Source organism: Natronomonas gomsonensis (assembly GCF_024300825.1).
Taxonomy (GTDB): Archaea; Halobacteriota; Halobacteria; order Halobacteriales; family Haloarculaceae; genus Natronomonas; species Natronomonas gomsonensis.
Genome location: NZ_CP101323.1, coordinates 977682 through 1002256, shown reverse-complemented (window position 1 = coordinate 1002256; position 24575 = coordinate 977682). Strand labels below are relative to the sequence as shown.

General features: G+C 64.4%; 28 protein-coding genes and 2 tRNA genes. 3 read left to right on the top strand and 27 right to left on the bottom strand.

What is annotated here, in order from left to right; translation table 11 throughout:
• Positions 1-2: 2 nt before the first annotated feature.
• The 9 genes from NMP98_RS05600 to NMP98_RS05560 all read right to left on the bottom strand — a co-directional run bounded on the left by NMP98_RS05600 (position 3) and on the right by NMP98_RS05560 (position 10899).
• Positions 3-857, bottom strand: coding sequence for an electron transfer flavoprotein subunit beta/FixA family protein (locus NMP98_RS05600; protein WP_254860558.1), 855 nt, complete (start codon positions 855-857; stop codon positions 3-5).
• A 123-nt stretch (positions 858-980) separates the two neighbouring features.
• Entirely contained in the window at positions 981-1310 is a 330-nt protein-coding gene (locus tag NMP98_RS05595) for a 4Fe-4S dicluster domain-containing protein (RefSeq protein WP_178916980.1), read from the bottom strand.
• A 46-nt stretch (positions 1311-1356) separates the two neighbouring features.
• Complete coding sequence (locus NMP98_RS05590; RefSeq protein WP_254860557.1) at positions 1357-3072, bottom strand: glutamate--tRNA ligase; 1716 nt, start codon at positions 3070-3072, stop codon at positions 1357-1359.
• Between the two features lie 75 nt (positions 3073-3147).
• A complete protein-coding gene (locus tag NMP98_RS05585) occupies positions 3148-4749 on the bottom strand; it encodes a long-chain-fatty-acid--CoA ligase (protein ID WP_254860556.1) in 1602 nt (533 codons plus the stop codon).
• Between the two features lie 256 nt (positions 4750-5005).
• On the bottom strand, positions 5006-6031 hold the full coding sequence (gene idsA3 / locus NMP98_RS05580) for a geranylfarnesyl diphosphate synthase (protein WP_254860555.1): 1026 nt from the start codon (positions 6029-6031) through the stop codon (positions 5006-5008).
• Positions 6028-7374 (bottom strand): ribonuclease J, encoded by a 1347-nt coding sequence (locus tag NMP98_RS05575; protein WP_254860554.1) that lies wholly within the window; start codon positions 7372-7374, stop codon positions 6028-6030. Before NMP98_RS05575 ends, idsA3 begins: the two co-directional genes overlap by 4 nt.
• Before the next feature lie 296 nt (positions 7375-7670).
• Positions 7671-8459: a GIDE domain-containing protein gene (locus NMP98_RS05570; RefSeq protein ID WP_254860553.1), complete on the bottom strand. Its 789-nt coding sequence runs from the start codon at positions 8457-8459 to the stop codon at positions 7671-7673.
• Between the two features lie 59 nt (positions 8460-8518).
• Positions 8519-9328: an SDR family oxidoreductase gene (locus NMP98_RS05565; RefSeq protein WP_254860552.1), complete on the bottom strand. Its 810-nt coding sequence runs from the start codon at positions 9326-9328 to the stop codon at positions 8519-8521.
• A 68-nt stretch (positions 9329-9396) separates the two neighbouring features.
• The gene (locus NMP98_RS05560; RefSeq protein WP_254860551.1) at positions 9397-10899 is read right to left on the bottom strand and encodes a class I adenylate-forming enzyme family protein; all 1503 of its coding nucleotides are present in this window, start codon (positions 10897-10899) and stop codon (positions 9397-9399) included.
• 107 nt (positions 10900-11006) lie between these two features.
• Here NMP98_RS05560 and NMP98_RS05555 point away from each other — a divergent pair, with 107 nt between their 5' ends.
• Complete coding sequence (locus tag NMP98_RS05555) at positions 11007-12143, top strand: acyl-CoA dehydrogenase family protein (RefSeq protein ID WP_254860550.1); 1137 nt, start codon at positions 11007-11009, stop codon at positions 12141-12143.
• Here the strand turns inward: NMP98_RS05555 and NMP98_RS05550 are convergent, their stop codons facing one another.
• Positions 12144-13049, bottom strand: a complete 906-nt coding sequence (locus tag NMP98_RS05550; RefSeq protein ID WP_254860549.1) for an MBL fold metallo-hydrolase — start codon at positions 13047-13049, stop codon at positions 12144-12146.
• 83 nt (positions 13050-13132) lie between these two features.
• Here NMP98_RS05550 and NMP98_RS05545 point away from each other — a divergent pair, with 83 nt between their 5' ends.
• The gene (locus NMP98_RS05545; RefSeq protein WP_254860548.1) at positions 13133-14632 is read left to right on the top strand and encodes a class I adenylate-forming enzyme family protein; all 1500 of its coding nucleotides are present in this window, start codon (positions 13133-13135) and stop codon (positions 14630-14632) included.
• A 109-nt stretch (positions 14633-14741) separates the two neighbouring features.
• Here NMP98_RS05545 and NMP98_RS05540 read toward each other — a convergent pair whose 3' ends face one another.
• The 3 genes from NMP98_RS05540 to NMP98_RS05530 all read right to left on the bottom strand — a co-directional run bounded on the left by NMP98_RS05540 (position 14742) and on the right by NMP98_RS05530 (position 17417).
• A complete protein-coding gene (locus NMP98_RS05540) occupies positions 14742-15470 on the bottom strand; it encodes an isopentenyl phosphate kinase (protein WP_254860547.1) in 729 nt (242 codons plus the stop codon).
• Positions 15467-16462 carry a mevalonate kinase gene (mvk, locus tag NMP98_RS05535; RefSeq protein ID WP_254860546.1) on the bottom strand — a complete coding sequence of 332 codons (996 nt, stop codon included), beginning with the start codon at positions 16460-16462 and terminating at the stop codon, positions 15467-15469. The genes NMP98_RS05540 and mvk overlap by 4 nt, the downstream gene beginning before the upstream one ends.
• A 79-nt stretch (positions 16463-16541) precedes the next feature.
• On the bottom strand, positions 16542-17417 hold the full coding sequence (locus tag NMP98_RS05530; protein WP_254860545.1) for a hypothetical protein: 876 nt from the start codon (positions 17415-17417) through the stop codon (positions 16542-16544).
• Between the two features lie 102 nt (positions 17418-17519).
• Here NMP98_RS05530 and NMP98_RS05525 point away from each other — a divergent pair, with 102 nt between their 5' ends.
• A complete protein-coding gene (locus NMP98_RS05525; protein WP_254860544.1) occupies positions 17520-18047 on the top strand; it encodes an NUDIX hydrolase in 528 nt (175 codons plus the stop codon).
• Positions 18048-18068: 21 nt separating this feature from the next.
• Here the strand turns inward: NMP98_RS05525 and rpsB are convergent, their stop codons facing one another.
• The 14 genes from rpsB to NMP98_RS05455 all read right to left on the bottom strand — a co-directional run bounded on the left by rpsB (position 18069) and on the right by NMP98_RS05455 (position 24574).
• The gene (gene rpsB, locus NMP98_RS05520) at positions 18069-18908 is read right to left on the bottom strand and encodes a 30S ribosomal protein S2 (protein ID WP_254860543.1); all 840 of its coding nucleotides are present in this window, start codon (positions 18906-18908) and stop codon (positions 18069-18071) included.
• Complete coding sequence (gene eno / locus NMP98_RS05515; RefSeq protein WP_254860542.1) at positions 18905-20107, bottom strand: phosphopyruvate hydratase; 1203 nt, start codon at positions 20105-20107, stop codon at positions 18905-18907. Before eno ends, rpsB begins: the two co-directional genes overlap by 4 nt.
• Positions 20108-20281, bottom strand: a complete 174-nt coding sequence (locus tag NMP98_RS05510) for a DNA-directed RNA polymerase subunit K (RefSeq protein ID WP_156708641.1) — start codon at positions 20279-20281, stop codon at positions 20108-20110.
• Complete coding sequence (locus tag NMP98_RS05505; RefSeq protein ID WP_156708642.1) at positions 20278-20472, bottom strand: DNA-directed RNA polymerase subunit N; 195 nt, start codon at positions 20470-20472, stop codon at positions 20278-20280. Before NMP98_RS05505 ends, NMP98_RS05510 begins: the two co-directional genes overlap by 4 nt.
• Positions 20473-20484: 12 nt before the next feature.
• Positions 20485-20883 carry a 30S ribosomal protein S9 gene (locus NMP98_RS05500; RefSeq protein WP_254860541.1) on the bottom strand — a complete coding sequence of 133 codons (399 nt, stop codon included), beginning with the start codon at positions 20881-20883 and terminating at the stop codon, positions 20485-20487.
• Entirely contained in the window at positions 20877-21311 is a 435-nt protein-coding gene (locus NMP98_RS05495; protein WP_178916997.1) for a 50S ribosomal protein L13, read from the bottom strand. Before NMP98_RS05495 ends, NMP98_RS05500 begins: the two co-directional genes overlap by 7 nt.
• On the bottom strand, positions 21308-21661 hold the full coding sequence (locus NMP98_RS05490) for a 50S ribosomal protein L18e (protein WP_156708645.1): 354 nt from the start codon (positions 21659-21661) through the stop codon (positions 21308-21310). The genes NMP98_RS05495 and NMP98_RS05490 overlap by 4 nt, the downstream gene beginning before the upstream one ends.
• Positions 21662-21685: 24 nt before the next feature.
• Positions 21686-21770 (bottom strand) — tRNA-Leu (locus NMP98_RS05485).
• 158 nt (positions 21771-21928) lie between these two features.
• A complete protein-coding gene (locus NMP98_RS05480) occupies positions 21929-22672 on the bottom strand; it encodes a DNA-directed RNA polymerase subunit D (protein WP_156708646.1) in 744 nt (247 codons plus the stop codon).
• 1 nt (position 22673) lies between these two features.
• Positions 22674-23057, bottom strand: a complete 384-nt coding sequence (locus NMP98_RS05475; RefSeq protein ID WP_156708647.1) for a 30S ribosomal protein S11 — start codon at positions 23055-23057, stop codon at positions 22674-22676.
• Positions 23058-23582, bottom strand: coding sequence for a 30S ribosomal protein S4 (locus NMP98_RS05470; protein WP_254860540.1), 525 nt, complete (start codon positions 23580-23582; stop codon positions 23058-23060).
• Positions 23582-24097, bottom strand: coding sequence for a 30S ribosomal protein S13 (locus NMP98_RS05465; RefSeq protein ID WP_254860539.1), 516 nt, complete (start codon positions 24095-24097; stop codon positions 23582-23584). Before NMP98_RS05465 ends, NMP98_RS05470 begins: the two co-directional genes overlap by 1 nt.
• Positions 24098-24113: 16 nt before the next feature.
• Positions 24114-24198 (bottom strand) — tRNA-Ser (locus NMP98_RS05460).
• A gap of 136 nt (positions 24199-24334) precedes the next feature.
• On the bottom strand, positions 24335-24574 hold the full coding sequence (locus NMP98_RS05455; protein ID WP_254860538.1) for a DUF7976 family protein: 240 nt from the start codon (positions 24572-24574) through the stop codon (positions 24335-24337).
• Position 24575: the final 1 nt, after the last annotated feature.

Sequence of the window (24575 nt, the reverse complement as noted above, 5' to 3'; positions counted from 1 at the left end):
AATCAGTCACCTGCCGCGAACGGCTCCATCTCCTCGAGTACGTTTCGCATTCCCTCCTCGTCATCCGGCGTGACCGTCGTCGCCTCGCGCTCGGAGGGCGCCTTCGGAATCGGGTCGACGCCGGAGACGATAGTCGGCGAACCGTCGAGTCCGATGTAATCGGGGTCGAGGTTGAGGTCCTCGTGGTCCCATACCGTCACGATGTCCTCGTAGTTCTCCGCGCGCTGTTGGGTCTCTTCGCGGAGTTCCTTGTGTTTGAGCCGGTGTTTGGCCTTCCGATAGGTCGGCTCGAACTCCGGGTCGGTGACGACGAACGCCGGGAGATCGGCCTCGACGGTCTCTATCTCCTCGACGTCTCCCTTGACGAGTCGCTTCGCTCGGAGTCGGCCGGCCTCCTCGTCGATGTCCAGAGCAATGACGTGGGTGACAAGCGGCCAGTCGAGACACCAGTTCGTCTGTGGGCCGGTGTGGCCGGTCTCCCCGTCGGCACTCTTGAACCCCGCGAACACCAAATCCGGCGTCTCCTCCATTTTTTCGATGCCGGTCGCGACGGTCATCGCCGTCGCCCACGTGTCCGCCGCGCCCATCTCCCGGTCGGAGAGCAGATACAACTCGTCGGCGTAGACGTCCCGCATTCCCTCCTGAAGGACCTCCTTGTAGCCGGGCGGACCCATGCTCATCAACGAAACCGTTCCGCCGTGACGGACCTTCGTCTGTAGCGCCGCCCGGAGCGCGAACTTGTCGTTCGGATTCATCACCGTCGGCGTCTTCCCACGTTCGAGGTGGCCGTCCTCGTCGAAGGAGACCTTCCCCTCTCGGAAGTCGGGAACGCCTTTCGTCAACACGAGTGTGTTCATTGGTACCTCATCACCTGTGGCAAATACTGCTACCGCTCCCTAATAGTTGTTAGTGCGGAACAAAAGTGAAAATCGCGATAAAAGGCTGTATCGAGGGGCTAGCCGAGGAGTACGACGAGGCTGTTAGGTCCGGCCTGCACGACCGGGGTCGACGTCGATGGCGTCGACGGGACAGACATCAACACACAGCATACAATCGATACACTGGTCCTCGTTGGTCGGGTTGGCCTTGATTTCGCTTTCGGGGTGGTCCGGTGAGTCAACCCACTCGAAGACGTCGACCGGGCAGTCTTCGAGGCAGGCGCCGTCGGCGATGCAGATGTCGAAATCGACAGCGACATGCGTGCCCCGAATCCCCAACTGCTCAGGTGGGTCGGTCGGCCCCCACACGTCGACGCCGTGTTCCTGCCCCTCGTTTTCGCGGTTTTGCTCGAAGTTCGGGTCGATGGCCATTGCTACCTATCACCAATACTGGGCGGGACTTAAACGTTCCCGACGCTCAGGGATGGCCGAAGTAGGCGACGGACTCCTCCTCGGCATGTTCGTCCACCCGTGCGAAGCCGATGCGCTCGAACTGGACGACATCGTCCGGGTCGTAGTCGGCGAGACCGGGTTCGGCGTAGCCGGCCTCGTCGCCGTCCATCGTCCGGAGACGGAGCGGGACGTTCTCGTCGGCGGGCACCCAGTGGACCACGTCGACGCCCTCCTCGCGGACGATGTCGAGGTCTTCGCCGGTGAACTCGAAGGCGTCGCGGGTGTGACGGACGGGGCCGAGTCCCTTCAGCCAGATTCGCTTGCCGTTCGGCGGCACGTCCTCCGGTTCGACGAGGACGGCGCCGCCGACCGGAATCGACCGGGTTCCGCGGTCCTCGTGGTCGGGGTGAACCGGCGGTTCACCGACTTCGGGAGCACCGAGGACGGTCTTCTCGACGCCGTCGCGGACGAAGAAGGCGCGGTCGGATTCGTCGTCTATCAACTCGCGATTCTTCGCGTACACCGACGACATCGCGAGGTCGACGTTCGAGGTCGACGTGCCGAGTTCCGCCATCGCTTCGACGATGGCCTCACCGCGGATGCCGCGTCGCCGCAAACTCGCGACCGTCGGCGCACGGGGGTCGTCCCAGCCGTCGAGTTTGCCCGACTCGACGAGTTCCTTGATGGTCGATGTCGACATCTGTACGTCGTAGGCGTCGATTTGAACGTGTCCCCAGTGGAGCACCTCGGGGTACTCCCAGCCGAAGTAGTCGTAGACGAACGCCTGTCGTTTCGCCGAGTCCTGTAGGTCAATACCGCGGATGATGTGGGTGATGCCGAAGAGGTGGTCGTCGATACCCGACTGGAAGTCCAACATCGGCCAACAGCGATACTCCGCTGCCTCCTCCCGTGGATGGGGCGTGTCGACCATCCGGAAGGCGACCCAGTCGCGCAGCGCCGGGTTCTTGTGTTCGATGTCGGTCCGAACGCGGAGAACCATCTCGCCGGCGCCGTATTCGCCGTCTATCATCGCATCGAACTCCTCGTGGGTGGTCTCGGCGTCCTTCTCGCGGTGGGGACAGGCCTCGGCGTTGTTCTTCAATTCGGAGAACTCCTCGCCGCTACAGCTACACGTGTAGGCTCCCCCTTCGTCGATGAGGTCCCGAGCGTACTCGTAGTAGGTCTCGACGCGGTCGGATGCCTTGACGACCTCGTTGGGGTCGAAGCCGAGATAGTCGATGGCGTCGAGAATCTCGCCGTAGGCGTCGAGGTCCGGGCGTTTCGTTTCGGGGTCGGTGTCGTCGAAGCGACACAGCATCCAGCCGTCGTACATCTCCTTGTACGTCCCGATGACGGCGGGCATTCGGGCGCTTCCGAGGTGCCACGGACCGTTCGGGTTCGGTGCCAGCCGCATCCTGACTTCGTCGTACTCCTCGACGTTCGGCAGGTCCGGCAACGGCTGGTCGTCCTCCTCGTCGTCGGCGTCGAGTTCTTCGACTAACTCGGGGGCCAGTTCTTCGAGTCGCTCGCGTTGCTCCTCGGTCGAGCGGCCGTTGACCCGCTCGATGACGGGTGCGATGGCGCCGGGAATCTCGTCGCCGTGTTCGCGGAATTCCGGGTTTTCACCCATCATCGGTCCCATTATCGCGCCGACCTGTGCGTCGCTTTCGTGTTTGAGCGCGTTGAACAGCGCGGCCGTCTCGGCCTCGCGTTCGACCCGCTCTCGGAGGTCGTCGTCCATTGACGACGACTTCCCCGGGGAGCACCAAAACATCGTGGATTCCGACCGGGGGGAGCGGTCGGGGCAGGCCGTCGACTACTCCTGGCCGACCCGACGCTCCTCGTCGTCCCAGTACCGCTCTCGGAGTTCGTACTTCTGGACCTTGCCGGTCGCCGTCTCCGGGAAGTCGTCGACGAAATCGACGCTGGTCGGCGCCTTGTAGTTCGCCAACCGCTCCTTGACGAAATCGATGAGCCCGTCTTCGGCTAGGTCGGCTCCGGGTCGTTCGACGACGATGGCCTTCGGCGTCTCGCCCCACTTCTCGCTGGGAACGGGGATGACGGCGGCCTTCATCACGTCCTCGTGGTCGTAGAGGGCGTCCTCGACTTCGATGGAGGAGATGTTCTCGCCGCCGGAGATGATTATGTCCTTGCGGCGGTCCTGGATGGCGACCATGCCGTCCTCGTCGATGGTCGCGAGGTCGCCGGTGTGGAAATACCCCTCGATTCGGTCGCTGAACGCCTGCTCCGTCGCTTCGGGCTTGTTGAGATAGCGGTCCATGACCTGGTTGCCGTTGACGACGATTTCGCCGATGGTCGTCCCGTCTCGGGGGACGTCGTTGCCGTCCTCGTCGACGACCCGAACATCGGTACAGAGTGTCTCCGAGCCCTGTTTGACCTTCAGGTCACGACCGCGTTCGGCCAGCCGTCGGGGCGAGTTGCTGGTCGTGATGATGGGCGCGGTCTCGGTGAGGCCGTAGATGTGGATGATGCGCCAGCCGAACTCATCTTCGACGGTCTCTATGGTCGCCGTCGCGGGGGCGCTCCCGGCCGTCGCGATGCGCACGTCGCGGTCGCCGGTCGTCACGACATCCCCGTCGTTGTCCTCGTGAAACTGGATGAGGTTGTTCAGCACCGTCGGCGCCCCACAGAGGAAGCTAACGTCGTACTCCTGGATGCGCCGGAAGGTGTCGGCGGCGTCGAAGGTGCGCTGGCAGACGTGGGTCCCGCCGGTACCCGTGATTGCGTAGGTGTGGCCCCAGCCGTTGCAGTGGAACATCGGCAGCGTCCACAGGTAGGTGTCGTCGTCGCGAATCTCCATGTGCTGGTTGAGGACCAGTGCATGCCAGTGTTCGGTCCGGTGGGTCCGAACGACGCCCTTCGGGTCGCCTGTCGTCCCCGAGGTGTAGTTGATGCTCGCGTCGTCGTCCTCGGCGATGTCCGGGCGGTCGGGTTCGGCGGTCGGTTGCTCCGAGAGTTGGTCCTCGTAGTCGTCCCACTCCCCGTCGATGCGGCCGGCCTCGTAGCCGATGAAGTGGTCGGCGGCTACGTCCTCACGGATGGGTTCGACCTCCTCGGCGAAGTCGTAATCCGCGATGACGACGTCGGCCGCACAGTCGTTGAGGATGTACTCCAGTTCGCCGGCGGTCAGCCGGTAGTTCATCGGGACGAAGACGCCGCCGAGTTTGTTCGTCGCGTAGAGCGTCTCGATGAAGTAGTGGGTGTTCGGCGCCAAAAGCGCCACGCGGTCGCCCTTTTCGACCCCGCGCTCCTCGAGGGCGTGGGCCAACCGGTTGACGCGGTCGTTGACCTCCGCGTAGGTGTATTCGCTCCCGTCGTGAGCGACGACTCCAGTCACGTCGTCGTAGATATCGACGGCCCGGTCGAGGAAGTCCGTGGTGCGCATCTCTCGCTTCATGAGCCTTGTCGGTCAATATCTATCACGAACCTCAAAGCTCTTGTCACGAACCTGTCGGCAGATGGCGAACAGGCGGAACGAACCTCACCTTTTCGACTATCCGTATTCCACACTCCCGTCTCGGCGGATAGCCGGCGAATCGTCAGGGCATGGGCCCTCTGGCCGCGCTATCATTTATAAAAAGCCGGGCGGAGTGTCTTTTTCATCGAGGTGGTTCGAGAGTCACCGTCGGTGAGCAACCGTGCAAAAAGGGGTCTTAGTACCCGCGCTCGACGAGGTAATCCGCGATGGATTCGAGCAGTCGACGGGACTCACCGTCGGGAAGCACTTCGAGTCGCTCCTTGCCGCTCTCGACGAGGTCCTGTGCCATCTCGCGTGCGAAGTCGATGCTGCCGGCGTCTTCCAGCGTCTCGACGGCGGCTTCGATTTCGGCCTCGGTCGGGTCCTCGGGGACGAGACTCTCCACGTCGATGCCCTGGTCGCGGGCGTGCAGCGTGATAATCGTCCGTTTCCCCTCGATGAGATCCGATCCGCGCTGTTTGCCCAGCGTGTCGCTGGAGACGGTCAAATCGAGGAGGTCGTCCTGAATCTGGAACGCACGCCCGATGTCGAGGCCGTAGCCGTGGAGCGCGTCGACAGTCTCGTCGTCGGAACCCAACAGGATGGCGGGTATTGACGCCGCCGCCGCATAGAGGACGGCGGTTTTGAACTCCACCATCTCGAGGTACTCCTCTGTCGTCACGTCCCCGCGGTTCTCGAAGTCCACGTCCAGCGCCTGCCCCTCACAGATTTCGGTACAGGTGGTGGCGAGTTCGTCGAGCGCCTCGACGCTCCGCTCGGCCGGTGCACCGGTGTCGAGCATGTATTCGAAAGCCTTCGAGTACAGCGTGTCCCCGGCGAGGATTGCGGTTTCGAGGTCGTACTCGCGGTGGACCGCGGGGACACCGCGCCGAAGGTCGTCGTCGTCCATGATGTCGTCGTGGATGAGGGTGAACGACTGGATGACCTCGATGGATACGGCCGCGGAGAGCACGTCAACCTCCTCACCGGCGGGCGACGGGAACTCGCGGTACTCGGCGTCGAACGGCTCCACGCCGGAGATGGCCTCGGCAGTGAGCAGTAAGATAGTCGGTCGGAGTCGCTTTCCGCCCGCGTCCAGAAGGTAGCGGGAGGCGGCGTACAGTCGCTCGGGTTTCTGGACCGGCAACTGCTCGGTAATCGCCTCGTTGACGATTTCTCGTCGCTCCGCAATCGCCGATTCGACGCGGTCTGATGAGCTCATTCCGTCAGCTGTATCGTGTTCCCGTTCTCGGTGACGTGGAGGTCACGACCGAGCTGATAGCCCTGATTCCGCGCGAGGTCGACGTACGGCGAGAAGCCCTTCATGTCCTGGTGGGCCGGGATGAGGTTCTGCGGCTGGAGTGCCTCCAGCATCTGGTAGTGGCCCTCAGTGTTGAGGTGCCCGGAGACGTGGATGTCGTCGTAGATGCGGGCGCCCTGCATGCCGAGCAGTTTTTCGGCCTGGTAGCGCTGCCCCTCGTTGGTCGGTTCGGGGATGACTCGTGCCGAGAAGACGACCTTGTCGCCGTCTTCGAGTTCGTACGGCGTCTCGCCGCGGGCCATCCGGGTGAGCATCGCTCGCGGCTCGCCCTGGTGGCCCGTCACGACCGGGAGGTAGTCCTCTTTGCCCTCGTTCATGATGCGCTTGAACGTGCGGTCGACGGATTTGCGGTGGCCGTACATCCCGAGGTCACTCGGGAAGTCGACGAAGTCCAGTCGCTCTGCGGTGCCGGAGTACTTCTCCATCGAGCGGCCCAGCAGGACGGGCTGGCGGCCGATGTCCTCGGCGAACTCGACGAGCGATTTCACGCGTGCGATGTGGGAACTGAACGTGGTGGCGACGATGCCGCCGTCGTAGTCTTCAAGCGAGTACAGCACGTCCTTCAGTTGCTCGCGGGCGACCGACTCCGAGGGTGTTTTGCCCTTCTTGCTGGCGTTGGTGCAGTCCTCGATGTAACAGAGAACGCCCTCGCCTTCGCGGCCGATTTCCCGGAACCGCTTCATATCGATGGGGTCGCCCAGCACCGGCGAGTGGTCCATTCGCTTGTCGAGGCCGTAGACGACGGCGCCCTCCGGCGTGTGGAGGACGGGGTTGATAGCGTCGATAATTGAGTGGGTGACGTTGACGAACTCGAGTTCGCACTTCTCGCCGATGGGCATCGTGCCGCCGGCTTCCATCTCGACGAGGTCGTTTTGGACGCCGAACTTCTCTTCGCTCTCGATTTGCTGTTCGACCAACGCGAGGGTGAACGGCGTGGCGACGATGGGTGCGTCGTAGCGGTGGGCGAGTTTCGAGATGGCGCCGATGTGGTCGAGGTGGCCGTGCGTCGGAACGATGGCCTGTACGTCGCCCTCGATGTCGCTCATCACGCGGTCGTCCGGAATGGCCCCCATGTCGATGAGGTCCAGGCTGTGCATCCGTTCGGTTTCGACGTTGTCGTGGATGAGCACCTTCGAGAGGTTCAATCCCATGTCGAAGATGACCACGTTGTCGCCTGCCCGTACCGCTGTCATCTGTCGTCCGACTTCCTCGTAGCCGCCGATTGTCGCGATTTCTACTTCCATAGTTGAGAGCCGAGAGACCGCTCTCCGGACTCACGAACGAGCGACCGGCTTCCGCAGGGCCGTCTATGACGGACGCGACACCGACCGATTCGGTGGGCCGGCGGTCGGAACCGACGAGGCAACCGTCGCGGCAACGCCGCCACGTTCCTGCCCAATCGGCCGTCTCCCGCCAGCGTCTGCCGGTCGCCCATGCGTGTCCGGGGCGACCGTTGCTCGGTTATCCGAAGCTTCTACCTCCGGGGTTAAAAAGTACGTGGGTCGGACGAACTCACGCCGTAGCGCCTCTCCGCCGGCGATTACGGTGGGAGAACCGTCGCTGCCACCACCCCGAGACCGGCGAGGGCGGCGAGACTTCCCGCCCCGGCGTACAGCAGCCAGTCGCGTCTGTCAGCGATGAGTTCCGACTCGGTGCTGTCGGCGACGAGGAACAACTCCGCGTCGGGATGGCCGTCGTCGGCCGACTCGATCAACTCGAAGTCGTTGCTCCCGAACGTCTCCGCGCCGACTCGGGTCGCGGTTCCGTGGACGTACACCTCATCGCCGGGTTTCAGGAGTCGTTGATGATACTTCCGGTCGCCGACCTGCGTTCCCCAGTCGAGGGCCTTGATGAGCGCCTCGTTGGGGTCTCCCGGCGTCGAATCGAGGTCGAGAAACCGGCGTATCGACTCCGGCGGTTCCTCGTCGACGCCAACGTGAGTCGTCTCCCGTGAACCGGCGAGGTCGACCGTCGCCTCGCTCGGCCGTACCAACACCCGGTCGGTGCCGTCGTCGACGTAGAACGGCGTCGTCACCGTTCCTTTCCCTTCGGTTCGCCAACTGGAGTGTTTTCCCGACTCCTCCCACTCCTCGATTTCCCACTCGGCGAGGAGACACGACTCCTCTGAAAAGGGCGCCGGGAGCGGCCCGTCGTCGCTCCGTTCGGCGGTCCCGACCACTTCGGCCGGTCCGGGGGTCAGTCGTAACACGTCGGTCGTTTCGGTGCTGGCGATGACGCTTCGGTGTCGGCGTCGGCGCCAGCCGTATCCGACGCCGAGAACGCCCACGGTGAACAACAGCAAGCCGAGAACACCGACGACGACGCTCACGTCGAACCACCACGAATGGAGGGCATAGACGGCGCTCGGAGCGGGAGGGAAATCAAACCCTAGTACGGCGACGGCAACAGCAGGTGGCCGCCGTCGACGACGTAGTAACTGCCGGTGACGTACGCCGAGGCGTCGCTGGCGAGAAACACCGCAAGCGGCACGCAGTCGTCGGCCGTTCCGAAGCGGTCGGCCGGGACGGTGTCGAGTATCTGCTCCGGGAGGGCACCGCCTGCCGCTTCGGTGACGCCTTCGGTTTCGATGATGCCCGGTGCGATAGTGTTCGCGCGGACGTTGTACTTCGCCCATTCGCTTGCGACCGTCTGCATCAGATTGTGGACGCCGGCCTTCCCCGCCCCGGAGTGGCCGTGGAACGGCGCACCGTGGACGGAGTTCGTCGCACCCATCGCGATGATGGAGCCGCCGCCGTTGTCTATCATGTAATCGCCGACGCTCATCGTACAGTAGGCCGTGCCGTCGAGGATGGTGCCGACGACGGCCCGCCAGCCGTTCGCCGAGAGGTCCTCAAGCGGCGTCAGGAAGTTCGCACCGGCGTTGTTGACGAGAATCGAGATGTCGCCCAACTCGTCGAGAACCGTATCGCGCATCGCGTCGACCTCTTCCTTCTCGCGGATGTCGACGGTGGTCGCACAGGCGTTTTGGCCCTTCTCCTCGATGGCTTCGGCGACGGGTTCGAGGTGGTCCATGTTGCGGGAAGCGACGGCAACGTCGGCACCGTGGTCGGCGAAGGCCAGCGCCATCTCCTCGCCGATACCGGTCCCGCCGCCCGTGATGAGCGCGGTCTCTCCGTCCAGCAAGTCGTCGGCGAATATGTCGGTACTCGGTGGCGTCTCCGGCCAATCGTTCGGCATGCGAACAACCCCCGCAGGGAGCCAGTATTAATCCGTCGTCTCCCACTACCGGGGGATTAATACGGGCGTCAGAAATCGTCCCGAAGCGACACCTTGTCGATTTTCCGCGTGGAGGTCTTCGGTAACTCCTCGACGAACTCGATGCGACGGGGAATCTTGTAATCGGTCAACCGGCCACGGCAGTGCTGTTCGACATCGTCGGCCGAGAGTCCATCACCGACGACGACGGCGGTGACCGTCTCACCGAGTCGATCGTGTGGTGTCCCGATGACGGCCACCTCGACGACGCCATCGAGTTCGTAGATTACGTCCTCGATTTCACGGGGGTAGACGTTCTCCCCGCCGGTGATTATCATGTCGTCGATGCGGTCCTCGACGAACAGGTGACCGTCCTCGTCCATCCGGGCGATGTCGCCCGAGCGGAGCCACCGTTTGCCCTCTCGCTGAACGAAGGCCTCCTCGTTCTTTTCGGGCATCCGGAAGTACCCCGGCGTGACGGTGTCGCCGTGCCACAGCAGTTCGCCTTTCTCGTCGGTATCGGCGGCCTCGCCGGTCTCGGGGTTCTCGATGCGTACGTCGACGACTTCCGTCGCCGGCGGGCCGATGCTGCCGGCCTTCCGAACGTCCTGCCCCGGGCGGTTGATGGCAGCGAGCGGCGTCGTTTCGGTCATGCCGTACCCCTCCAGGAGCGTCACGCCGAAGGTCTCCTCGACGGTCTCGATGCGCTCTTTCGGCATCGGCGACCCGCCGACACCAATCAATTCCAGCGAAGAGAGGTCGTGGTCGGACACATCACGCTCCAGTAAGTCGATGACCATCGTCGGGATGAAGAAGGCGTAGGTGGCGTCGTGTTCGGCCATCGTCGCCAGTGCGGCGTCGGGGTCCCACTCTGGTAGGAAGTGGTTCTCCGCGCCGACGGTCAAAAGTGGCGTCGTCGAGACGTTCAGTCCCGAGACGTGGAACAGCGGACACACCGTCAGCGTCGTCGTATCCTTCGACCACCCCATCGCCTCGACGAGGCCGCGAGCGTTCGTCCCGAGGTTTCGGTGAGTGTGTTTGACGCCCTTCGGCCGGCCCGTCGTTCCGCTTGTGTACATCAACTCCGCGAGTTCGTCTTCCTTTCGCGGGTAGGCGTCGTAGTCGGTGTCGGCGGTCCCGACGAGTTCGCGGTAGCTGTGTCCCTTCTCGCCGTCGGCGACGACGAGATGCTCCAACGACGGCACGTCGAGTCCGGCGAGTACGTCCTCGAACTGCCCGTGAGTCACCGCTGCGACCGCTCCCGAATCCTCCAGTACGTACTGTATCTCCTCCCCTTGGAACCGCATGTTGATGGGAAACGGAATCGCACCGCGTTTCATCGCGCCCAGATACGCGGTCATAAAGCCGATACTATTCGGCAGGTACAGCGCGACCCGGTCGCCGGCCTCGACGTCGAGGGACTCTAAGGCGTTGGCGAAGGCGTTCGTCTCCCCGGCCAACTCCGCGTAGGTGACCTCCCGTGTGTGGTTGGTCATCGCCAGACGGTCGGGTGCACTGCGAGCTATCGCGTCGACGTGGGTGGCAAAATTCATGCTGTGTGCTAGTATACATCATTATTGATTAGTGTTACGCCACCACATGTTCCGGCAGTACCTGCGAGCGCCGGCAGGATTAAACTGACACACTTGTTTGTAGTTTCATGGTACACTTCGGCTTCTCCGAAGAGGAGCGCGCAATTCGACAGACCGCCCGCGAGTTCGCCGAGAACGAAATCGCTCCCGTCGCACGTCACCACGAGGAGACCGGCGAGTGGCCCGAGGAGGTCTGGGAGAAGGCCGTCGATGCGGGACTCGTCGGCGGCACCATCCCCGAGGAGTACGGCGGTGCCGGCCTCACGCAGGTCGAGACGTGTCTGTTCATGGAGGAGATTTGTCGCGTCGATGCAGGCATGCTTGCCGCCATCGGCACGGAGTTCGGCACCCGAATGATTCGGGAGTACGGCACCGACGAACAGAAGGAGTGGATTCTCCGCGGCATCGCCGAGGGGGAACTCATCGGCGCGCTCGGCAACACCGAACCGAACCACGGCTCGAACGCCGCCGGCATCGAGACGACCGCCGAGAAAGACGGCGACGAGTACGTCATCGACGGCGTGAAGACGTTCATCACCCACGGCACCATCGCGGACTACGTGTTGACGATGGCCCGCACTGGTGGTGAGAGCCACGGCGGCATCTCGGCGTTCATCGTCGAGACCGACCGCGACGGCTTCGAGGTCGAAAGCGAGATTCACAAACTCGGCTGGAACGCAAGCGAGACGGCGCAACTCCGCTATGACGGCGTTCGCGTCCCCGAGGAGAACCTCGTCGGCTACGAGGACGCCGGGTTCTACCAACTCATGGAGTTCTTCGAGGAAGAGCGTGTCGGCATTGCCGCCCAAGCGCTCGGCATCGCACAGGGCTGTCTGGAGGAGACAATCGATTACGTCTCCCAACGCGAGCAGTTCGACCGCGAACTCCGGGAGTTCCAGGCTGTCCAGCACAAGGTCGCGGACATGGGGATGAAAGTCGAACTCGCACGCCGACTCGTCTACGACGCCGCCCAGCGCGTCGACGACGGGGAGAAGCCGACCAAACTCGCCTCGATGGCGAAACTGTACGCCAGCGAAATCGCCGAGGAAGTCGCCAGCGACGCCATCCAACTCCACGGCGGCAACGGCTACACGACCGACTATCCGGTCGAACGCCACTACCGCCACACGAAAATCTATCAAATCGGCGAGGGCGCGAGCGAAATCCAGCGCAACATCATCGCCAAGGAACTGCTCGACTTGTAGTCACGCGGCAGACATTTCGATTCCCTCCGCCGTCACGTCGATTGTCACTCGCCCCTCCGCTTCCAGGTGTCGCAAGTACTCGTAGACGACGAGCGTCAAAAACGGCGCCCGTGCCCCGCCGACTCCGAGTTCCTCGGCGACGAACTCCCGTGCGTAACACGGACCACGTCGGTCGAGAAAATCGAGCAGTCGCCGCTCGGTCGTCTCGGCGTTCGAAAGCGAGGCTTCGATTCGCGCCACCGGGTCGTCCATCGGTGGGCCGTGCATCGGCACCAGCGTTTCGGGGTCAAGGTCCCGAATCCGCCGTAGCGACTGCTTGTAGTCGCCCACATCTCCCAACAGCGGTCCGTACTGGAAGCGGCCGTCGCGGTCGACGAGGTCACCCGACAGCAGCGTTCCGCTCTGCTCGTGGTAGAAGACGAGATGTGGGTCGGCGTGGCCCGGCGTCGAGACGGCCGTCAGTTCGTAGTCACCACAGCGTACCGTGTCGGCATCACTCAGTTGTCGTTCGACGCGAATCCGTTCCTCGGCGTAGTCGTCGCGGACGGGGAAGTACACGTCCCACGTCGAATCGTCGGCATCGAACCCACCGAGCAGTCGCGTCATCTCCTCGCGAGCCCGCTGGAGATACCCGGCGTAGTCGTAGAGGATGTCGACCGACCCTTCGGGAACGATGTGGGGCAACTCCGCCAGCGCGTCGATGGTCTGGGACCCACCGACGTGGTCGATGTGGGGATGTGTAATCAACACGCGCTCGATGCTGGCCAGTTCGTCGTCAAGGGCGGCGGCGACGGCCTCTCGCGAGACGGAGGCGACGTGGCCGGTGTCGACGAGCGTATCGCCGATTCGGAGAACGTTAACGCCGCCGTACATCGGTTGCGTGAACTCGAAGCGGTCGTACTCCATCGTCCGCTCAACGGCGCTGGGGCTGAAAAGTGCTCCCTGATAGCGGGACCCACACTTATATCGAGGCGCGTACAGCAACGGCTATGAACATCTACGAGCGCTTCGCACGACAGGCACGAAGCAACCCCGACGCCTCCGCAGTCGTCGACCCCGACGGTGAGGATATCACCTACGCCGCTCTCGACGAGCGGGCCAGGGCCGTCGCCGCGTTTCTCGACAGCCGGACGGAACCTGGCGACCGCGTAGCGGCCTACATGCTCGACAATCCGACGGTCGTCGCCACGGCGTTGGGTGCGTGGCGCGCCGGCTGTGTGTTCACACCGGTCAACTACCGCTTCGGGGCGGAGGAAGTGGCGTACGTGCTCGATGACGTGGCTCCGGAAATCGTCGTCCACGACGCCGTCTTCGCCAGCACGGCCGAGGACGCTCTGGAAGCCGCCACCGTCGAGCCGACGGTTCTGCAGGGCCACGCCGGCCAGTTCCGCTCCGAGGCCTTCGGTGACCCCGAAGACGCCCCCGACCCGGCGAAGCGGTTGGATGACGACACCGCAATCGTCATGCACACCTCGGGGACGACGGGCGACCCCAAGGGTGTCGTCCAGACCCACCGAAACGTCGGCGCGCAGGTCGAGGCGGGCATCTCGACGTACGACGTGACGGCCGAGGACACCGCCGTCGTTTCCGTCCCGCTGTTCCACGTCGGTGGGTTCCACGGCGCGACGCTGATGGGGCTGTTCACCGGTGGGTCCGTCGTCATCCATCCGGCGTGGGGCGCCGCCGAGTGGGCACGACTTGTCGCCGAAAGCGAAGCGACCATCTCGGGACTGGTACCGGCGATGATGGTCGACGCACTCGGCGACGAATCCGCCCGGGAACACGACACCTCCTCGCTCCGGATGTGTTTCTACGGCGGGAGTCCGGCCACCGAATCGACGCTCCAAGAGTTCGAATCGGCCTTCGGCGTCGACGAACTGCTGAACTACTACGGCCAGACCGAGGCCGCGGGCCTGACCGTCGCAGGGACACCCGAGACGCCCCGGACGGAAGGGGCACTCGGACGGCCCGTCCCGACAGTGGAGGCACGCGTCGTCGACCCGGACACCGGTGCGGACTGTGTCGACGGCGAGAACGGCGAGTTGTGGCTCCGCGGCGATAGCGTCATGGCCCGCTACTGGGAGGCCCCCGACCGAACCGACCGCGCCTTCGATGGGGAGTGGTTCCGAACCGGTGACGTGGTTCGCCGCAAAGACGAGGTGTTGTACTTCGTCGACCGCCTCGACGACATCGTCCTCTCGGGTGGAGAGAAGGTCGCTCCCTCGCGGGTCGAGAGCGTTCTCACCGAAATGGACGGTATCGAGGCCGTTGCGGTGTTCGGCACGCCGGACGAGCGTCTCGGTGAAGCCGTCACTGCGGCAATCGTCGGCGACGCCGACCTGACAGCCGATGCCGTCGAGGCTTTCTGTGACGACCATGCGGGGCTCGCCGGCTACGAGAAGCCACGACGAATCGAGTTCGTCGACTCCTTCCCGCGGACCGGAAGCCAGAAAATCGACAAGACGGAACTGGTCGAACAGTTTGAATAGCTGACAGGCGGTGTCGCCGCTCCCCGACGCCACACCGCACGGTATCCGACGGCGCCGGGACAGTTCACTCGGGCACGGGGCGTCTGGTCCCGGCTTCGAATAAAAACCTTCAGTCGATTCGCGTGCCCGGTTGCCGTCCGTCGAGGAACGCATCGAGACCGTCGATGCCGAAGACGTAGGCTTCGGCGTCGAGTTCGAGCAGTTGGCGGACTTTCCCGGCCATACCGCCGGTCACGTCCGTCTCGTCGCTCCCGCCGAGGGCGTCGGCAACGGCTTCGAACGAGTCGATGTGTGAAATGACCTCGCCGGATTCGTCGTAGACGCCCGGCACCGCCGAACAGACCCCGACGCGGTCGGCATCGAGCGCAGAGGCAAGAGCGACGACCAGTTCGTCACCCGAGAGGATGGTCGCCCCTTTCTCGTCATGGGCGATGACGTCGCCGTGGAGAACCGGGACGAACCCTTCCGCGAGCATCGTCTCGACGTGGGCCGTGGGTGCATCAAGGCGCCCGTTGGCGTCCCGTGAGGCGACCGACAGTGGATGCACTGGTAGTGCGGGCGTCCCCTCACCCGAGAGCCCTTCCACGACGGCCGCGTTCAGTCGCTTCATCGCCTCGTGGATGGCTCGAACCGCTTCGTCGTCGTGCGTTCCCTCGGTCGTCGAGACGCCGTGTTCGGCGGCGTGGTGGTGGCCGAAACTTCCCCCGCCGTGGATGACGACGACGTCCTCGCGGCCCGCGAGGGCCTCGACGGCGGCGCCGAGATTCGCCACGTCGACGGTCTCCGTCCGGTCCTTCTCGGTGATGACGCTCCCGCCGAGTTTCAGTACCGTGGTCATGAATCTGGCTCCGCTCTGACGCCTTCGGTGTCCAACTCCGCCCGGAACGCCTCCTCACAGCCGGGTGTGTACTCGAGGGCGGTGTGGGTCTGTTCGGTCCGGTCTAAGGCGACGATACAGCCACCACCACCGGCGCCCGTGAGTTTCGCTCCGAGGGCGTCGGCTTCCCGTGCGGCCCACACCATCGTGTCCAGCGTCCGTGCCGAGACACCGAGCGCCGACAGCAGGCCATGGTTGAAGTCCATCAGTCGCCCGAGTTCCTCGATGTCGCCGTTCCGTAGCGCGCCCTCGCCGTTTCGAACGATGTCGCCGATGGCTTCGACGGTGTCGGCGGCGAAGTCGTACTCGTCTTTGAGCGCTCGGACGCCAGCGACGAGTTCGCCGGTGTCGCCGGTTCCGCCGTCGTAGCCGATGACGAAGGGGAGATTGGGTGGGTCCTCCAGCCGTCGGCAGTCGTCGCCCTGCACGCGGACGGCCCCGCCCATCGCCGAACAGAACGTGTCGGCACGGGAGGCTTCGCCGTCCTGTACCTCCCGTTCCACCTGATAGGCGCGGTCGGCGAGTTCCTCGGGCGCGAGGTCGGCCCCCAGCGCCCGTGTCGCAGCGTCGATGCCCGCGACGACGACGGCGGCGGAGGACCCCAAGCCCGCCCCTAACGGAATGTCGCTCTCGACGGTAATGTCGAAGCCCGCTTCGGCCGCGTCGGCGGCGTCTCGAGCCTGTTCGACGGCGCCGTCGATGTAGCCCATCGCCGCCTCGACCAGCGGCGTCGGAACGTTCACGTCGGGACGGTCGTCGGCGTCGCCGCCCCACGTCACCGTGAAGCCATCGAGCGTCAGGTCCTTGGCCTGCACGCGGAGGCGGTCGTCGTCGCGGGGTTCGACGGTCACCCGCGCGCGCCGTTCGATGGCACACGGGACGGCCGGCTCGCCGTAGACGACGGCGTGCTCGCCGAAGAGATACACCTTCCCGGGCGCGCTCGAAGTGGTCATACCCGAACCTCAGGCCGGCCGATAAAAAGCGTATCCGAACCGGTCGACCCCTCGTCGTCCCCGCTCGACTAACACCCGGTTACAGTAACTGCGAGGCCACCAAGAGACCAACGCCGACCGCACCGACGAGCACTCCGAACAACACAGCGCCACTCCCATCGGGCACGTCGTCGAACGGCTCCGTCGACAGATACAAAGTCGACTCCTCTGAGTGGGTGATGACGAAGCGCTCGGATTCGCCTTGCGGTGCCACCGAATCGCTCCGCTTGCTCACGTGTCCGAGGAGACTGACCTCGTCGCCCGGTTGGAGTGTCGCCTCGCTGTAGCGCCGCTTGCTCGCATCGACGACGAGGTCCGTCGCCATCGGGTCGACCGATACGCCCGGGGTAGCAGCGAGGAAGTCTCGTATTCGCTTCGGTGGCAACTCCTCGTAGCCGGTTTCGACTTCCGTCTCGAAGGTGCCGAACGCACACTGCAATCCGTCGACTGCGACACCATCGGAGACGAGCAACTTTTCCGGGGTAAACACGTCGCCGGTCTCGTTTCCGACCGTCCGGTCGTCGATGGCCACCGACAGCGTTCCCGTCGCGTCCTCGATACCGAACGGCTCCGAGCGGACGCCCCACGCGGCGGATTCCCAACTGTTCGTCTTGGGGGTGTCGTACTGCTCTTCGATTTCCCACGCCGACAGCACACACTCCCGGTCGCCGGCGATGGGCGAAATAAACGTCCCCTCTGCCGACTGAGCGACCGTCCCACGGACGCGAACGAGTCCCGGTGATTCGATGTCGCCGATGTCGACACGCGGCGTCTCGTCGACGAGTGTGGCCATTTCCCTTTGCTTCCAGGCGGAGTACAGTGCGAGAACGCTCGCGAACACCAGGAGGACGCCGCTCCACAGGGCGAGTTCACCGAGGATGTCGCCAAGCCAGCCACCGACGAACGCGATCAGCATTCACGCCGATGCCGACGACGACGGCACGAATAGTTCTTTTGCCGTCCCCATGGCTGCCCCGAAATCAGTAATGCACAAACCGCTCGGTCCCGTTTCGACGGTGTGTCCGCCGAACTCCACCGGCACGTCAACGCGCTCGTTGCGGACCTCGCGGCCGAACACGGCGAGGTCGACCTCGTGGGTCGCCGCGTGGACTGTGACCCGGACGCCCGCGACGCCTTGGTAGAGACGTTCGACTCTTTCGGCGTCGTCGGCGGGGCCGGGGTCCGGGTCCGCGACGACGACGGTCGCGTCCTGCTCGTCCGCTTCGAGGGAACTGAGGGGTGGGTCGACCCAGGCGACGGCCGACTTCCGGGAGAGTCCTATCGGGAGTGTGCCCGACGCGCGCTTGAGGAGGTGGCCGGCATCGGCGCCGACATCGCTGGCCTCGCACAGGTTCACCTCCTCTATATGGACGACTGGACCGACCGCCAGCCCGTACCCAACCCCTACGTCTGCTTCGACGGTCGGCCGGTCGATGGGGAACTCGAAACGACTCCCGGTGACGACGTTGCGGCACTCAGATGGGCCGATTCGGTCCCCGAAGACTTGCTGTACGACGAACTCGCGGAGTTGTCACTGGACGGTTGAGAAACACGAAAACGAAAGCCGTTACAGTTCGGTCTCGAAGTCCTCGAGTGCGTAGGCGGGTTCGGCGCCGCGGCGGTCGAGGGTCTCGTTTGCGAGCAGCCAGTAGATAACCGACAGGGCCTTCCGACCCTTGTTGTTCGTCGGCACCACCAAATCGACGTTCGACGTGGTGTTGTTGGAGTCACACATCGCGATGACCGGGATACCGACCGTGATGGCCTCCTTGACCGCCTGGGAGTCACCGATGGGGTCGGTGACGACCACGACGTCGGGTTCGATGTAACCCTCGTAGTCGGGGTTGGTCAGCGTGCCGGGGATGAACCGGCCGGTGCGGGCGCGGGCGCCCACGGCGTCGGCGAACTTCTCGGCCGGGAACCGACCGTACTGGCGGCTAGATGCGACCAGAATCTGCTCGGGGTTGTAGTTCGCGAGGAACGACGCCGCCGTCCGGATTCGGCTGTCGGTCTGGGAAACGTCCAGCACGTACAGGCCGTCGGTCCGGACGCGGTGGATGAACCGCTCCATGGACTTCGTCTTCTGTTGGGTCCCGATGTGGACACCCGCCGCGAGGTAGTCCTCAACCGGGATGAGGAGGTCAGCCTCGTCGTCGGGCATGACGTCCTCGTCGAGGACGGGGGCCTCCTCGGCCTCCTCCGAATCCTCGTCGGCCGCCTCGGTGGCGTCCTCCGTGTCGTCTGGTTCTGCCTCCTCGGCCTCCTCGGCCTCGGGGGCGGGCTGTTCGTCATCGGTGGGGTCGGCCTCCTCGGCCTCTGTGTCGAGTTCCTCCTCGAGCTCGTCTTCGAGCTCGTCGAGTTCCTCGTCCAGTTCGGAGGCGTCGAGCCCCTCGTCGTTGTCGCTCATGCGTTTGCCTCGATTCGAATGAGTTCGTTCAGCTTTGCGGTGCGCTCGCCACCGACCGCGCCTGTCTTGATGAACGGGGCATCGGTCGCGACAGCGAGGTGTGCGATGGTCGTGTCCTCCGTCTCGCCGCTACGGTGGGAGACGACGGGATCGTAGCCGTTCTCGACGGCCAACTCGATTGCGTCGAAGGCGTCAGACAGCGTGCCGATTTGGTTGGGCTTGACGAGGATGCTGTTGGCCGCACCCTGCTCGATGCCCTCGGCGAGTCGCTCGGTGTTCGTGACGAACAGGTCGTCACCACAGATGAGCGTCTCCGAACCGACGCGGTCGGTCAACTCGGCGAAGCCCTCGTAGTCGTCCTCGTCGAGGGGGTCCTCGACGTACGCGAGGTCGTATTCATCGACCAACTCGGCGATGTAGTCGATTTGCTCTGCGGGCGTTCGGGTGTCGTCGCCGTAGCGGTAGACGCCTTCCTCGGCGTCGTACAGTTCCGCACCGGCAACGTCGAGTCCGAACTTGATGTCGAATCCCACGTCGTCTGCAACCGTCTCGACGGCTTCCTCGACGATTTCGAACGCCTCGCTGTCGTCGATGGAGGGCGCCCACGCGCCCTCGTCGCCCTTCGCGGCTGGGACGCCCCGCTCGCTCAGGATGTCGCCGACCTCGCCGTGGACCGCCGCGTTGGCGAAGACGGCGTCGGCGACCGACGGCGCTCCGATTGGCGCGGCGAGGAACTCCTGGATGTGGGTCGCGTCGGCGGCGTGTTCGCCGCCGCCGATGACGTTGCCGAGCGGCGTCGGGAAGTCACGGCCACGGAAGGCGCCACCCAGATGCTGATACAGCGGCGCACCAAGCACGTCGGCGGCGGCCTTGCCCGCTGCCATCGAGATGGCGACGGCGCTGTTGGCGCCGATTTCCGAGAAGTCGTCGGTGCCGTCGGCGCCGCGGAGTGTCCGGTCGACGCCGCGTTGGTCGCCGGCGTACACCTGCCCTTCGAGTCGCGGGACGGCGAGTTCGCGGGCTGCCGCGATGGCCTCCTCGGCCGGCCGCTCGACGGCCTCGTACTCGCCGGTGGACGCACCGGAGGGAGCCGCACCGCGGCCGAAGCCGCCGCTTTCGGTGCGGACCTCGGCCTCGACGGTCGGATTACCGCGACTGTCGAGAATCCGGCGCAGCCGAACCTCCGTGATGAGCGTCATCTACTCGTCACCCCGCCGGACGGTAAACGGCAACACGCCGGCGTCGTACTCCTCTGCGGCCACGAGAATCGGTTCGGTCTGTTCGGTGTCGATGAGCACCGGCGCTCCGTAGGACACCTGCAGGGCTCGTGCCCCGAGGATACGCGCCTTCTCGTAGCGGTTTGCGCCTCTCATTGGTAGGGGGATACGATGTCGACGAGGTCTTTATGTGAGACGAGCATGCGACGACAGCACGCGCGGTCGACGCCGAGCTCGTCGAGCACCTCGGCAGGGTCTTCGTCGCCCTCGCGGGCGCGAGCTTTGAACTCTTCCCAGTGCTCGCCGACGACTTTACCGCACGTGAAACACCGGACCGGTACCATCATTTGTGAATCACCTCAGCGGTAGGACTTCTGGTAACGGGCCCGAGCGCCGGGGCCGCCCCACTTCTTCGGTTCGGACTGCCGCACGTCGTTGACGAGCAGCGACCGGTCGAACGACATGAACGCATCGCGCAGTTCGGCGTCGTTGGTGTGCTCGACGAGTCCGCGGGCGATGGCCGTACGAACCGCGTCGGCCTGCCCGGAGAACCCGCCACCGGAGACGACCACGTCGATGTCGACGCTGTCTCGGAGGTCCTCTTCAGCGATACGGAACGGCTCGAGCATCTTCAGTCGCGCCTGCTCGGGTTCGACCAGCTCGACGGGTTTGGAGTCGACCCGAACCCGACCGGAGCCGTCACGAACCGTCGCACGGGCGACAGCTGTCTTCTTCTTACCGGACGTGTTAGTTACCATGTGACGTTAGCACCCAAGTTCTCGCTGACTTCGCCGAGCGAGATGAACTTGATGTTCGACAGTCGGTCCAGCGAAGTGTCGTCGAGGACTTCCGCGTCGTCGTAGGGGTTGCCCAGGTAGACGCGGACGTTCTCGAACGCTTCCCGGCCGCGAGTCTCCTTGTACGGCACCATCCCGCGGATGGCGCGTTTGAAGATGCGGTCGGGTCGCTTCGGGTAGTTCGGCCCGCGGTCGGAGCCGACTTCCGCACGCTGGCGGTAGACGCTCATCACGTCGTCTTCGCTGCCGGTGATGACCGCGCGTTCGGCGTTGACCACGGCGACCGTCTCGCCGTCGAGGGCGCGCTGGGCGACCTGCGAGGCGACACGACCCATGATACAGTCACGGGCATCGACGACGACATCGGCGTCGAATTCAGCGTAACTCATCGAATCACCCGTACGTTGGAGCCGTCGGGGTTGTCTTCGAGTGCCTGTTCGAGTTCGATCGCTTCGCCGACCGTGTCGATTTTCGTCTGGGCTGTCGACGAGAAGTCGACAGCTGCGACGGTGACCTCCTTGCGGAGGGCACCGGACCCGAGCACCTTGCCGGGCACGATGACGGTCTCGTCTTCTTGGGCGTATCGCTCGATGCGTCCCAAGTTGACCTCCGCGTGCGTGCGCCGGGGTTTCTCGAGGCGCTCGGCCACATCGTTCCAGACCTCGCCACCGCCGTTGCGGGCGGTCGACTTCAGGTCAGCGATGAGACTGGAAAGCCTCGGGTTCGTTTTGCTACTCATCGGTTATCTCTCCTGAGAAACGAATGCAGGGAGCAGGATTTGAACCTGCGGACCTCTACAGGACAGCGCCCTGAACGCTGCGCCGTTGGCCTGACTTGGCTATCCCTGCGCGCGTTTTCGTGTTCTTCGCCCCCACTAAAGCCCCTTTCGGTCCGGCGGATGCCGGTCCCAACCGAGGAACGCGCGGCCGCACCGCCGCTCGTCGGTCGGGTGGCGACGCTCTCCGTCGTGGCGAGCGTCGTGGTAGGGGTGTGGGGTGTCATCTGCTTACAGTTGGACCGCTTCTTCGAGTTCTTCCGCGCGGGCCTCGATGCTCTCGACGGCCGCGAGGACGAGTTCGTCGACGGGCAACGACCCGTCGCTTTCGACGCTGAAGACGAACGCGTTCGGAACTTCCTCGATTTCGACCTCCTTGCCGGGGTACCGCTGGCTGAGGTCGTTGTCGAACTCCTCGGTGGGGACGAGTTCGCCATCTTCCTCGATGACGCCCCGGATGATTTCCGGTTCGTCGTCCTCGAACTCGCCTTTCTCTCCGACGACCTCGACACGCTGGAGGTGTCGATAGCCGACGGCGACGCCACCCTGGTGTTTGGCGTGGTCCTTGCCGCGCCCGAGGACGGCGTCGGCTTCGAGTTCGAGCCGTTGGCCCTCCTTGAGTTCGATGATGGGGACGTTCTCCTCGGCCGGCTGGACCTGTTCGTCGCTGGAGACGAGGTCGCCCGAATACGCGGTCGCGGGACCCTCGACGTCGATAGCGAGCGTGACCGTATCGCCCGGTTCGTAGTCGTCCGGCGTCGTCAGCGGGACGAGTCCGAGTCGGAGTGCGATTTGCTCGTCGAACATCACCGACGAGTTCTCGATGACGCGCAGCGTGTCTATCGACAGCGTCTCCACGTCGGCGAGCATCGCACGGCGGATGCCGTTGGCGAAGGCGGGCGTGACGCCGCGAACGAGGAACCTCGCGCTCCGGTCGTCGCGGTCGATGAACGTTACCTCGTACTCCTCGCTCATCTCAGAACCCTGCGTTCTTCGGCCCGCGGGTGCCGTCGTGCGGGATGGGAGTCACGTCCTCGATACGACCGATTTCGAGTCCGGCACGGGCAAGCGCGCGAATCGTCGCCTGGGCGCCCGGACCGGGGTTCTTCTGTTGGTTTCCGCCTGGGCCGCGAACGCGGACGTGCACGCCGTCGATGCCGGCGGCCTGCACTTCCTCGGCGACGACTTCCGCCATCTGCATGGCGGCGTACGGCGACGCCTCGTCGCGGTTCTGTTTCACGACCGTCCCGCCGGAGGACTTCGTAATCGTCTCGGCGCCGGTCAGGTCCGTTACCGTGATTATCGTGTTGTTGAATGAGGCGTACACGTGTGCGACGCCCCAGGTGTTGTCGTCTGCCATTTACTGTCCCTCCGCGCGTTCGGGGTGAAGGTCGTCCGCGAGTGGACTCGTCTCGTCGAACTCGATGCTGTCCTCTTTGGCCACGTCGACCTTGTACGACGGCGCCGACACGCGGGCGCCCTCGATGGTGACGTGTCCGTGGACGATGAACTGTCGAGCCTGCTTTGCGGTGTTGCCCACGCCGTTGCGGTAGGCAACCGTCTGCAGGCGGCGCTCGAGGATGTCGGTCACGTCGAGCGACAGGATGTCGTCGAGGCTCTCCTCGTCGTCGAGGACGCCGATTCGCTTCAGCCGTGCGAGGAACTCGCTTCCGGCTTCCGCGGCGGCCTCGGCGTCACCCTGTGCCTCGCCGAGCAGTCGGCGGGCCTCTCGCCGGTAGTCGCGAAGCTCCGATTGGGCACGCCACAGTTCTTCTTTCGTGGCGAGACCGTACCGGGAGACGAGGTCTCCCTCATCGGCGATTCGCTCGCCCTGGAAGGGGTGATTCGGCGTCTCGTAGAACTTCGTGTTGTTACCGAGTGCCATTATTCCTCGTCACCTCCCTCATCTTCGGCCATGTCCTCCTTGATGGCCTCGACGTTGACACCGATGGTGCCTTCCGTTCGGCCGGTGGATTTCGTTCGCTGGCCGCGAACCTTCTGTCCACGGTTGTGGCGAACGCCCTTGTAGGAGTCAATCATCTTCATCCGGTTGATGTCCTGTCGGCGACTCATGTTGAGGTCATTGCCGATTTCGTGGGTGGTCTCGCCGGTGAAGAAGTCGTCCTGGTGGTTCGTCAGCCAGGCGGGCACTTCGTCGGCGTACCCCTCGACATGTTCGACGACGGTGTCGATGGTGTCTTCGTCGAGTTTACCGAGAATCGCGGTTCGGTCCACGTCGGCTTTCTCGGCGATGATGCGAGCGACGCGTCGACCGATACCGTTCATGTCGGTCAACGCTCGCTCGACGCTTTTCGTCCCGTCGAGGTCTGTCTGTCCGATGCGGACGAAGTACTGGATGTCCTCGTCTTCCTCGTCCGCCGGGGGTTCTTCTGCACTCATATGTGGGTTGTGTTAGCGTCGTGGCGGGGATTTGAACCCCGGAGGCTGTACGCCACAGAGTTAGCAACCCTGCGCCTTGGGCCATGCTTGGCTACCACGACTCGCGTGCGTGTATCTTCGCCCTCTCGGACTCGGGGCCTGTGCCCCTACATCGATTGCGTTCTCCGCTAACCGACCACCGTACTTAAGCACAACGATAGTTGCCCTGCATGCGAGCGACTCGCGTAGGCTGAGAAATCAGTCGTCCCGTTCGGGTAACCCGCCGCGTGCTTTGATTTCGAGGATGTTCTGGACGTTCCGATGGATTTCCGGCACCGTCGTCTCCTCGTCGGGGTCGTAGAGGTCCGACACGCGATACAGGATGGCGGCGAGCTGTTCGCTCTCCGAGGAGTCGCCCCGAACGTCCTCGGCGATGTCGCGTAACTGGGCGACACGGTCGGTGTTTCCCTCGCGCTCGCTGTCGGCGTCGCCCGGCATG

Bases quoted from the DNA above. Each gene is read 5' to 3' on its own strand.
- mvk (WP_254860546.1), bottom strand. From the start codon at position 16,462: ATGACCACTTCGAGCGCGCCCGGGAAGGTGTATCTCTTCGGCGAGCAC.
- NMP98_RS05495 (WP_178916997.1), bottom strand. From the start codon at position 21,311: ATGAGTTACGCTGAATTCGACGCCGATGTCGTCGTCGATGCCCGTGAC.
- NMP98_RS05585 (WP_254860556.1), bottom strand. From the start codon at position 4,749: ATGAAGCGAGAGATGCGCACCACGGACTTCCTCGACCGGGCCGTCGAT.
- NMP98_RS05600 (WP_254860558.1), bottom strand. From the start codon at position 857: ATGAACACACTCGTGTTGACGAAAGGCGTTCCCGACTTCCGAGAGGGG.
- NMP98_RS05555 (WP_254860550.1), top strand. From the start codon at position 11,007: ATGGTACACTTCGGCTTCTCCGAAGAGGAGCGCGCAATTCGACAGACC.
- NMP98_RS05510 (WP_156708641.1), bottom strand. From the start codon at position 20,281: ATGAGAGGCGCAAACCGCTACGAGAAGGCGCGTATCCTCGGGGCACGA.
- NMP98_RS05565 (WP_254860552.1), bottom strand. From the start codon at position 9,328: ATGCCGAACGATTGGCCGGAGACGCCACCGAGTACCGACATATTCGCC.
- NMP98_RS05545 (WP_254860548.1), top strand. From the start codon at position 13,133: ATGAACATCTACGAGCGCTTCGCACGACAGGCACGAAGCAACCCCGAC.
- NMP98_RS05490 (WP_156708645.1), bottom strand. From the start codon at position 21,661: ATGAGTAGCAAAACGAACCCGAGGCTTTCCAGTCTCATCGCTGACCTG.
- rpsB (WP_254860543.1), bottom strand. From the start codon at position 18,908: ATGAGCGACAACGACGAGGGGCTCGACGCCTCCGAACTGGACGAGGAA.
- NMP98_RS05465 (WP_254860539.1), bottom strand. From the start codon at position 24,097: ATGAGTGCAGAAGAACCCCCGGCGGACGAGGAAGACGAGGACATCCAG.
- NMP98_RS05595 (WP_178916980.1), bottom strand. From the start codon at position 1,310: ATGGCCATCGACCCGAACTTCGAGCAAAACCGCGAAAACGAGGGGCAG.
- NMP98_RS05590 (WP_254860557.1), bottom strand. From the start codon at position 3,072: ATGGACGACGACCTCCGAGAGCGGGTCGAACGCGAGGCCGAGACGGCC.
- NMP98_RS05500 (WP_254860541.1), bottom strand. From the start codon at position 20,883: ATGGTAACTAACACGTCCGGTAAGAAGAAGACAGCTGTCGCCCGTGCG.
- idsA3 (WP_254860555.1), bottom strand. From the start codon at position 6,031: ATGAGCTCATCAGACCGCGTCGAATCGGCGATTGCGGAGCGACGAGAA.
- eno (WP_254860542.1), bottom strand. From the start codon at position 20,107: ATGACGCTCATCACGGAGGTTCGGCTGCGCCGGATTCTCGACAGTCGC.
- NMP98_RS05475 (WP_156708647.1), bottom strand. From the start codon at position 23,057: ATGGCAGACGACAACACCTGGGGCGTCGCACACGTGTACGCCTCATTC.
- NMP98_RS05505 (WP_156708642.1), bottom strand. From the start codon at position 20,472: ATGATGGTACCGGTCCGGTGTTTCACGTGCGGTAAAGTCGTCGGCGAG.
- NMP98_RS05455 (WP_254860538.1), bottom strand. From the start codon at position 24,574: ATGCCGGGCGACGCCGACAGCGAGCGCGAGGGAAACACCGACCGTGTC.
- NMP98_RS05530 (WP_254860545.1), bottom strand. From the start codon at position 17,417: ATGCTGATCGCGTTCGTCGGTGGCTGGCTTGGCGACATCCTCGGTGAA.
- NMP98_RS05540 (WP_254860547.1), bottom strand. From the start codon at position 15,470: ATGACCACGGTACTGAAACTCGGCGGGAGCGTCATCACCGAGAAGGAC.
- NMP98_RS05470 (WP_254860540.1), bottom strand. From the start codon at position 23,582: ATGGCACTCGGTAACAACACGAAGTTCTACGAGACGCCGAATCACCCC.
- NMP98_RS05480 (WP_156708646.1), bottom strand. From the start codon at position 22,672: ATGAGCGAGGAGTACGAGGTAACGTTCATCGACCGCGACGACCGGAGC.
- NMP98_RS05550 (WP_254860549.1), bottom strand. From the start codon at position 13,049: ATGGAGTACGACCGCTTCGAGTTCACGCAACCGATGTACGGCGGCGTT.
- NMP98_RS05560 (WP_254860551.1), bottom strand. From the start codon at position 10,899: ATGAATTTTGCCACCCACGTCGACGCGATAGCTCGCAGTGCACCCGAC.
- NMP98_RS05575 (WP_254860554.1), bottom strand. From the start codon at position 7,374: ATGGAAGTAGAAATCGCGACAATCGGCGGCTACGAGGAAGTCGGACGA.